The sequence below is a fragment of the Streptomyces sp. SID14436 genome (genome assembly GCF_010548465.1).
In the GTDB taxonomy this organism is placed as follows: domain Bacteria; phylum Actinomycetota; class Actinomycetes; order Streptomycetales; family Streptomycetaceae; genus Streptomyces.
This window is the reverse complement of sequence record NZ_JAAGMD010000343.1, coordinates 1-7636: the sequence shown is the minus strand read 5'-3', so window position 1 is coordinate 7636 and position 7636 is coordinate 1. Positions and strand designations below refer to the sequence as shown.

General features: G+C 74.8%; 7 protein-coding genes. 6 read left to right on the top strand and 1 reads right to left on the bottom strand.

Annotated features, from left to right (window positions below):
* Positions 1-106 precede the first annotated feature (106 nt).
* Positions 107-1378, top strand: a complete 1272-nt coding sequence (locus tag G3I53_RS12245) for a DUF4032 domain-containing protein (RefSeq protein WP_164337748.1) — start codon at positions 107-109, stop codon at positions 1376-1378.
* 22 nt (positions 1379-1400) lie between these two features.
* On the opposite strand, the gene G3I53_RS12240 is transcribed toward G3I53_RS12245, so the two are convergent.
* The gene (locus G3I53_RS12240) at positions 1401-2273 is read right to left on the bottom strand and encodes a universal stress protein (protein WP_164438330.1); all 873 of its coding nucleotides are present in this window, start codon (positions 2271-2273) and stop codon (positions 1401-1403) included.
* A gap of 88 nt (positions 2274-2361) precedes the next feature.
* Here G3I53_RS12240 and G3I53_RS12235 point away from each other — a divergent pair, with 88 nt between their 5' ends.
* From G3I53_RS12235 to G3I53_RS12215, 5 genes are all read left to right on the top strand, one after another.
* Complete coding sequence (locus G3I53_RS12235; RefSeq protein ID WP_164338122.1) at positions 2362-2736, top strand: VOC family protein; 375 nt, start codon at positions 2362-2364, stop codon at positions 2734-2736.
* Between the two features lie 102 nt (positions 2737-2838).
* Positions 2839-4515: an FAD-dependent oxidoreductase gene (locus G3I53_RS12230; protein ID WP_164338121.1), complete on the top strand. Its 1677-nt coding sequence runs from the start codon at positions 2839-2841 to the stop codon at positions 4513-4515.
* Complete coding sequence (locus G3I53_RS12225) at positions 4512-5984, top strand: ATP-binding protein (protein WP_164338120.1); 1473 nt, start codon at positions 4512-4514, stop codon at positions 5982-5984. Before G3I53_RS12230 ends, G3I53_RS12225 begins: the two co-directional genes overlap by 4 nt.
* Entirely contained in the window at positions 5981-6331 is a 351-nt protein-coding gene (locus tag G3I53_RS12220; RefSeq protein WP_164338119.1) for a UBP-type zinc finger domain-containing protein, read from the top strand. Before G3I53_RS12225 ends, G3I53_RS12220 begins: the two co-directional genes overlap by 4 nt.
* Positions 6332-6460: 129 nt before the next feature.
* A partial coding sequence (locus G3I53_RS12215; protein ID WP_164438329.1) for an AAA family ATPase occupies positions 6461-7636 on the top strand: 1176 nt, incomplete at its 3' end.

Genomic DNA, 7636 nt, shown 5'->3' with positions numbered 1-7636 from the left:
GTCCCGGACCCGCGCACCGCGGGCCGGTGCGTGCCGCCGCGCTCGGCGCCCGCGGGCGGGCGCAATAGGCTGGGAACGATCACCGCGAGAGGAGGACGCCCGATCCATGGCCCTGCAGATCAACGCCACCAACCCGGAGCACCCCGCGCTCCTGCTGGAACTGCCGTGGCACCTTCCGCTGGAGGAATGGCCCGAGGAGTACCTGGTGCCGCTGCCGCGCGGCATCTCCCGGCACGTGGTGCGCTACGCGCGCGCCGGTGACGAGGTGGTCGCGGTCAAGGAGCTCGCCGAGCGTCCCGCCCAGCGCGAGTACGGGCTGCTGCGCGACCTGGACCGGATCGACATCCCGGCGGTGGACCCGCTCGCCGTGGTCACCGGCCGCACCGACGCCGCCGGGGAGCCGCTGGAGAGCGTCCTGGTCACCCGGCACCTGGCCGGGTCGCTGCCCTACCGTTCGCTGTTCGAGACGACGCTGCGCCCGGCGACCATGCACCGGCTGATGGACGCGCTGGCCGTGCTCCTGGTGCGGCTGCACCTCGCCGGGTTCGCCTGGGGCGACTGCTCGCTGTCCAACACCCTGTTCCGGCGCGACGCGGGCGCCTACGCCGCCTACCTGGTCGACGCCGAGACCGGCGACCTGCACCCGGAGCTGACCAACGGGCAGCGCGACTACGACCTGGAGCTCGCCCGGGTGAACATCAGCGGCGAGCTGATGGACCTGGAGGCGTCCGGGGCGCTGCACCCCTCCGTCGACCCGGTCGAGTTCGGCTCCGAGATCTGCGCCCGCTACGAGGGACTGTGGCAGGAGCTGACCCGCACGTCGGTGTACCCGGCGGGCAAGTACCACTACATCGAGCGCCGGATCCGCCGGCTGAACGCGCTCGGCTTCGACGTGGCGGAGATGCAGATCGAGCACTCCCCCCTCGGCGACTCGGTCACCTTCGTGCCCAAGGTCGTCGACGCCGGGCACCACCCGCGCCAGCTGCTGCGCCTGACCGGGCTCGACGCCGAGGAGAACCAGGCCAGGCGGCTGCTGAGCGACCTGGAGAGCTGGATGGCCACCCAGGACGACTACGCCCCGGAGGAGCCCGTCGCGGGCGCCCGGCCGGGCTCGGGCCGGACCAACGGCGCGGGGGCCCGCGCCGAGGTCCTCGCCCACCGCTGGGTGCGCGAGGTCTTCCGCCCGACCGTGCGGGCCGTCCCGCCGGAGCTGCGGGGCGGGATGGACCCGGCGGAGATCTACCACGAGTTGCTGGAGCACCGCTGGTACCTGTCGGAGCGGGCCCAGCACGACATCGGCCTGGACACCGCCGTCGCGGACTACATCGAGCACATCCTGCCCAAGACCCGGTCCCGGCCGGGGCCCGCCACGGACTGAGCCGGGGCGGGCCGCGCCCGCGTCAGGACTGCGGCACCACGGCGACCGGGCAGTCCGCGTGGTGCAGCACGCCGTGCGCGACCGAGCCGATCCGGGCGCCCACGGCGGTGCGGCGGGCGCGCCGGCCGACGACCATCAGCTGGGCCGTGCCGGCCACCGACAGCAGGACCTGTCCGGCGCTGCCCATCTCCACGTGCTCGACCACGTGCACGTCCGGGTAGCGCTCGCGCCACGGCGCCAGCGCCGCCGCCAGCGCCTGCTGCTCGTACGGCTCCAGGCCGCCGGCCTCGTCCATCAGGCGCAGCGAGCCGGGGCTGTAGGCGAAGACCGGCGGGAGGGTCCAGGCGCGCACGGCCCGCACGGTGGCCCCGCGGGCGGCGGCGGTCCGGAAGGCGAAGCCGAGCGCGGCCGCGCTGTCCTCCGGGTCGCCCTGCTGGCCGACGACGACCTCGCGCCCGTCGACCTCGCCGGAGGGCTTGTCCTCGGCCCGGACCAGCACCACCGGGCTCGGTGCGTCGACGATGACCTGCTGGCCGACCGAGCCGACCAGGAAGCCCATGATGCGCCCGTGCCCGCGGGAGCCCAGCACCAGCATCTCCGCGTCCCCTGCCACCTCCACGAGGGTCTCCACGGCGTCCCCCTGCAGGGCGTCGCCGGTGACCCGGAGACCGGGATGGCGTGCGGCGACCTCGTCGACGGCCCCGGCCACCGACTCGCGCACCCACCGCTCCTGTGTGGCGGCGTCCCCGGCGTCGACCGTGTCGTAGGCCTGGAACCGCCAGGCGTGCACCACCCGCAGCGGCAGTCCCTGCCGGACCGCTTCCCGCGCCGCCCAGTTCAGCGCGGCGAGGCTCTCCCCCGTTCCGTCGACCCCTGCCGTGATCGGGCGTGTCATGCGGTCCCTCCCTGAATTCCCTGATGTGTGCGGTGCCGCAGCGGTGCGGTGCCCGTTGCGGGGGTCCAGTCTTCCCTACGCTGGGGTGATGGGTGTGACGTGGGAGCAGCTGGTGGTGGACGCGGCCGATCCGCACGCCCTCGGGCGGTGGTGGGCCGAGGCGCTGGGGTGGGTGGTGGTGGACGAGTCCCCCGACGAGATGGAGATCCGTCCCGCCCCGGACCGGCTGCCGGGGCTGCTGTTCGGTGCGGACCCGGGACGCAAGGCGGGGAAGAACCGCCTCCACCTCGACCTGCGGCCCGACGACCGGGACGCCGAGGTGGCCCGGCTGCTCGCCCTGGGCGCCCGGCACGCCGACGTCGGCCAGAGCGGCGAGGAGTCCTGGGTGGTGCTCGCCGACCCGGAGGGCAACGAGTTCTGCGTGCTGTCCTCACGGCCCGGCCCGGGGCCCGGCGGAAGCTGAGCGGTCCGGCGCGTCCGCCCCTACGATGGGCTGAGTCGGCGCGGTGCCCGACGTCGCAGCGGGTCCGCCGTGCCGGACCCGACCACGCGATGTGGGGGACGTATGGCAGAGGCCACCGACGCGGCACGCACCGTCATCATGACCGTGGACGACGACCCGGGGGTCTCCCGCGCCGTGGCCCGGGACCTGCGGCGGCGCTACGGCCGGTCGTACCGGATCGTGCGCGCCGAGTCCGGCGAGGCCGCCCTCGACGCGCTGCGCGAGCTGAAGCTGCGCGGTGATCCGGTGGCCGTGCTCCTCGCCGACTACCGGATGCCGCGGATGAACGGCATCGAGTTCCTGGAGCAGGCCCTCGACATCCACCCCGGCGCACGGCGGGTGCTGCTGACCGCGTACGCGGACACCGGGGCGGCGATCGACGCGATCAACGTCGTGGATCTCGACCACTACCTGCTCAAGCCGTGGGACCCGCCGGAGGAGAAGCTCTACCCCGTCGTCGACGACCTGCTGGCCGCCTGGCGGGCCGGTGACCACCGGCCGGTGCCCAGCACGAAGGTGGTGGGGCACCGCTGGTCGGCGCGCTCCTCGGACGTGCGGGAGTTCCTGGCCCGCAACCAGGTGCCCTACCGCTGGTACTCCTCCGACGAACCGGAGGGCCGCAGGCTGCTGGCGGCCGCGGACGAGGACGGGACGCGGCTGCCGGTGGTGATCACCCCGGACGGGACGCCGCTGGTGGAGCCGGAGCCCGTGGACCTGGCGGCCCGGGTGGGCCTGGCGACCACCCCGGAGGCCGACTTCTACGACCTGGTCGTCATCGGCGGCGGCCCGGCGGGCCTGGGCGCGGCCGTCTACGGTGCCTCGGAGGGGCTGCGCACCGTGCTGGTGGAGCGGTCGGCGACCGGCGGCCAGGCGGGGCAGAGCTCCCGCATCGAGAACTACCTGGGCTTCCCGGACGGCGTGTCCGGGGCGCAGCTCACCGACCGGGCGCGGCGGCAGGCGACCCGGTTCGGCGCCGAGATCCTCACCGCGCGCGAGGTGACGGGTCTGGAGGTGTGCGGTTCGGCCCGCGTGGTGCGCTTCTCGGACGGCTCGTCGGTCGCCGCGCACAGCGTGATCCTCGCGACCGGGGTGTCCTACCGGCAGCTGTCCGTCCCCGGCTGCGCGGACCTGACCGGGCGCGGGGTGTACTACGGGTCGGCGCTGACGGAGGCGTCCGCCTGCCGGGGCGAGGACGTGTACATCGTGGGCGGGGCCAACTCGGCCGGGCAGGCGGCGATGCACCTGGCGCGGGGCGCCAAGTCGGTGACGCTGCTGGTGCGCGGGCCGGACCTGTCGGCGTCGATGTCGTACTACCTGATCCGGCAGATCGAGAAGGCGCCGAACATCTCGGTGCGGACCCTGACGGAGGTGGCCGCCGCGCACGGCGACGGGCACCTGGAGCACCTGACGCTGCGCGACACCCGGACCGGACGGACCGAACGGGTCGACGCGCAGTGGCTGTTCGTGTTCATCGGGGCGGCCCCGCTGACCGGCTGGCTGGACGGCACGGTGCGCCGGGACGAGCGCGGCTTCCTGCCGGCCGGCCCGGACCTGACCGCGGACGGCCGGCCCCCGGCCGAGTGGGAGCTGGACCGGCCGCCCTACCACCTGGAGACCAGCGTGCCGGGCGTGTTCGTCGCGGGCGACGCGCGCGCCGAGTCCGCCAAGCGGGTCGCGTCCGCCGTCGGAGAGGGAGCCATGGCCGTGATGCTCGTCCACCGGTATCTGGAGCAGTCGTGAACGGCACCCCGGGGCCGTGCAGCCCGCAGGAGATCGGCTCGCTGTTCCTCTTCGAGCGGCTCACCCCGGAGCAGTTGGGGCGGCTGTGCCGCGAGGGGCGGGTGGAGCGGTTCGAGCCCGGTGAGGTGTACGCCGAGGGGGAGCCCGCCACCTGCTTCTACGTGATGCTGGAGGGCACCGTCGTGCTCTCGCGCCGGGTCGGCGACCAGGACGTGGAGGTCAACCGCACGTCGCAGCGCGGGGTGTACGCGGGAGCGATGCAGGCGTACCTGGGCGACCGGGTGCCGCAGGTGTACACCAACACGATGCGGGTGACGGAACCGTCCCGGTTCTTCGTGCTGCCCGCGGACACCTTCGCGGCCGTCATGCAGGAGTGGTTCCCGATGGCGGTCCACCTGCTGGAGGGCCTGTTCTTCGGGTCGAAGAGCACCCAGCGGGCCGTCGGACAGCGCGAACGGCTGCTCGCGCTCGGCTCGTTGTCCGCCGGGCTGACGCACGAGCTCAACAATCCGGCGGCGGCGGCCGTACGGGCCACCGCGACTTTGCGCGAGCGGGTGGGCAGGATGCGGCACAAGCTGCGGGTGATCTCCACCGGCACCTACGAGCCGGAGACCCTGGCCCAGCTCATCGACATCCAGGAGCGCACCGCCGAACGCGTGGCGAAGGCACCCGCGTTGAGTCCGCTGGAGGCGGCCGACCGGGAGGACTCGCTCGCCGACTGGCTCGACGACCACGGCGTGGAGGAGGGGTGGCGCATCGCCCCCACCTTCGTGCAGGCGGGGCTGGACCCCGACTGGCTGGACGGGGTCGCCGCGGTCGTGGACGAGGACCTGCTCCCGGGCGCCGTGGGGTGGCTCAACTACACCGTGGAGACCGAGCTGCTGATGGACGAGATCGAGGACGCGGCCAAGCGCATCTCGCACCTCGTCGACGCGGCGAAGCAGTACTCGCAGCTCGACCGCGCGCCGTACCAGGTCGCGGACGTGCACGAACTCCTCGACAGCACGCTGGTGATGCTGTCGGGCAAGATCGGACAGCACATCGAGGTCGTCCGGGACTACGACCGCACCCTGCCGAGGATCCCCGCCTACCCGGCGGAGCTGAACCAGGTGTGGACGAACCTGGTGGACAACGCGGTCGCCGCGATGGACGCGGAGGGCGGTGGCGGGGGCACGCTGACGGTGCGCACCGGCCGCGAGGCGGACCGGCTGCTGGTGGAGTTCCGCGACACCGGGACCGGGATCCCCGACGACATCCGCGACCGGGTCTTCGATCCGTTCTTCACCACCAAACCGGTGGGTGAGGGCACGGGCCTCGGACTCGACATCTCGTGGCGGATCGTGGTGGGCAAGCACCGCGGTGTCCTGCGGTTCGAGTCGGTGCCCGGCGACACCCGTTTCCAGGTGCTGCTGCCGCTCACCGCCCCGTCCGCCGCCGACTCCCCCGACACCCCCGAGGAGCAGCCATGACCGGCGACCCCATCGACCCCGTCGTCCCGCCGAGCGGTCCCGGCTGCGTCGACTGCGACGCGACCGGCGGCTGGTGGTTCCACCTGCGGCGGTGCGCCGCGTGCGGCCACGTCGGCTGCTGCGACAGCTCGCCCGGGCAGCACGCGACGGCGCACTACCGGGCCACCGGCCACCCGTTGGTGAACAGCTACGAACCGGGCGAGGACTGGTTCTACGACTACGCCACCGACGCGCTGTACGAGTCCGGCCCGGCCCTCGCCCCGCCCGGCAGCCACCCCGCGACGCAGCCCGCCCCGGGCCCGGCGGAGCGGGTCCCGGCGGACTGGCCGGCCCGGCTGCACCGCTGACCGGGGGCCCGTCGTCCGGATCACGCCGGGTTCGCGGGCCCGGTCCGGACGAAGGACCCCAGGGCGGGGCCCGGGCCTCCTGCCCGGTCGTGCCGGACGGGCCGGCGGGCCCCGTGCCAGGATGGGGACGTGTCACAGAGCTCCTTCGCCGGTCCGCTCGTCGGCCGGGACGACGAACTCGCCCGTCTCGCCGGTGTGCTGGAGGGCGCCCGGCGCGGGCGGGCGCGGGCCGTGCTGCTCGCCGGGGACGCCGGGGTGGGCAAGACCCGGCTGCTGGACGAGGTCGCCGCGCGGGCCGCCGCGGACGGGATGACCGTGGTCACCGGCCACTGCGTGGACCTCGGGGACGTGGGTCTGCCCTACCTGCCGTTCACGGAGGTGCTGGGCCGGCTGGCCGCCGACGAGCGGTTCGCGGCCGTCGTCGGCGCCCGCCCCGCGGTCGGCCGGCTGCTGGGCGGCGGCACCGACGCGGTACGGGACGTGGACGCGCGGCTGCGGCTGTTCGAGGGCATGGCGGAGCTGCTGGCCGAGGTCGCGGACATCGCGCCGCTGCTGCTGGTGCTGGAGGACCTGCATTGGGCCGACCAGTCCTCGCGTGACCTGCTGCGTTTCCTGCTGGGCCGCGGCGTGCTGCAGCATCCGGGGGGCGCGCCCGCGCACCGGCTGGCGGTGTGCGCCTCGTACCGGGTGGACGACCTGCACCGGCGCCACCCGCTGCGGCCGGTGCTGGCCGAGCTGGTGCGGCTGCCCGCCGTGGAGCGGCTGGAGCTGCGCCCGTTGCCGGACGCGGACGTGACCCGGCTGGTGCGCGCGCTGGAGGCGCGGCCCCTGCCGGACGCCACCGTCCGCCGGATCGTGGAGCGGGCCGAGGGCAACGCCTTCTACGCCGAGGAGCTGGTGGCCGCCACCGGCACCCCCGCGGACGGGGTGCCCAGCGGCCTCGCCGACGTCCTGCTGATCCGGGTCGAGCAGCTCTCCGAGACGGCGCAGCAGGTGCTGCGCACCGCGGCGGTGGCCGGGCGCCGGGTCGGCCACGAGGTGCTGCGCGAGGCGGTCGGACTGCCCGAGGACGAGCTGGAGTCGGCGCTGCGCGAAGCGGTCGGGCGGCAGCTGCTGGTCGCCGGCGAGGGCGGCACCTACTCCTTCCGGCACGCCCTGGCCCGGGAGGCGGTCTACGCGGACCTGCTGCCGGGCGAACGGGCGCGGCTGCACGGTGCGTTCGCCCGGCTGCTGGCCGGGCAGGGGCAGCGCGCACGGACCGCGGCGGAGCGGGCGCACCACCACCGGGAGAGCCACGAACCGGCG

What these genes read in the sequence shown, in the direction of transcription:
- G3I53_RS12245 (WP_164337748.1), top strand. Translation starts at nt 107, where the DNA reads ATGGCCCTGCAGATCAACGCCACCAACCCGGAGCACCCCGCGCTCCTG.
- G3I53_RS12240 (WP_164438330.1), bottom strand. Translation starts at nt 2,273, where the DNA reads ATGACACGCCCGATCACGGCAGGGGTCGACGGAACGGGGGAGAGCCTC.
- G3I53_RS12235 (WP_164338122.1), top strand. Translation starts at nt 2,362, where the DNA reads ATGGGTGTGACGTGGGAGCAGCTGGTGGTGGACGCGGCCGATCCGCAC.
- G3I53_RS12230 (WP_164338121.1), top strand. Translation starts at nt 2,839, where the DNA reads ATGGCAGAGGCCACCGACGCGGCACGCACCGTCATCATGACCGTGGAC.
- G3I53_RS12220 (WP_164338119.1), top strand. Translation starts at nt 5,981, where the DNA reads ATGACCGGCGACCCCATCGACCCCGTCGTCCCGCCGAGCGGTCCCGGC.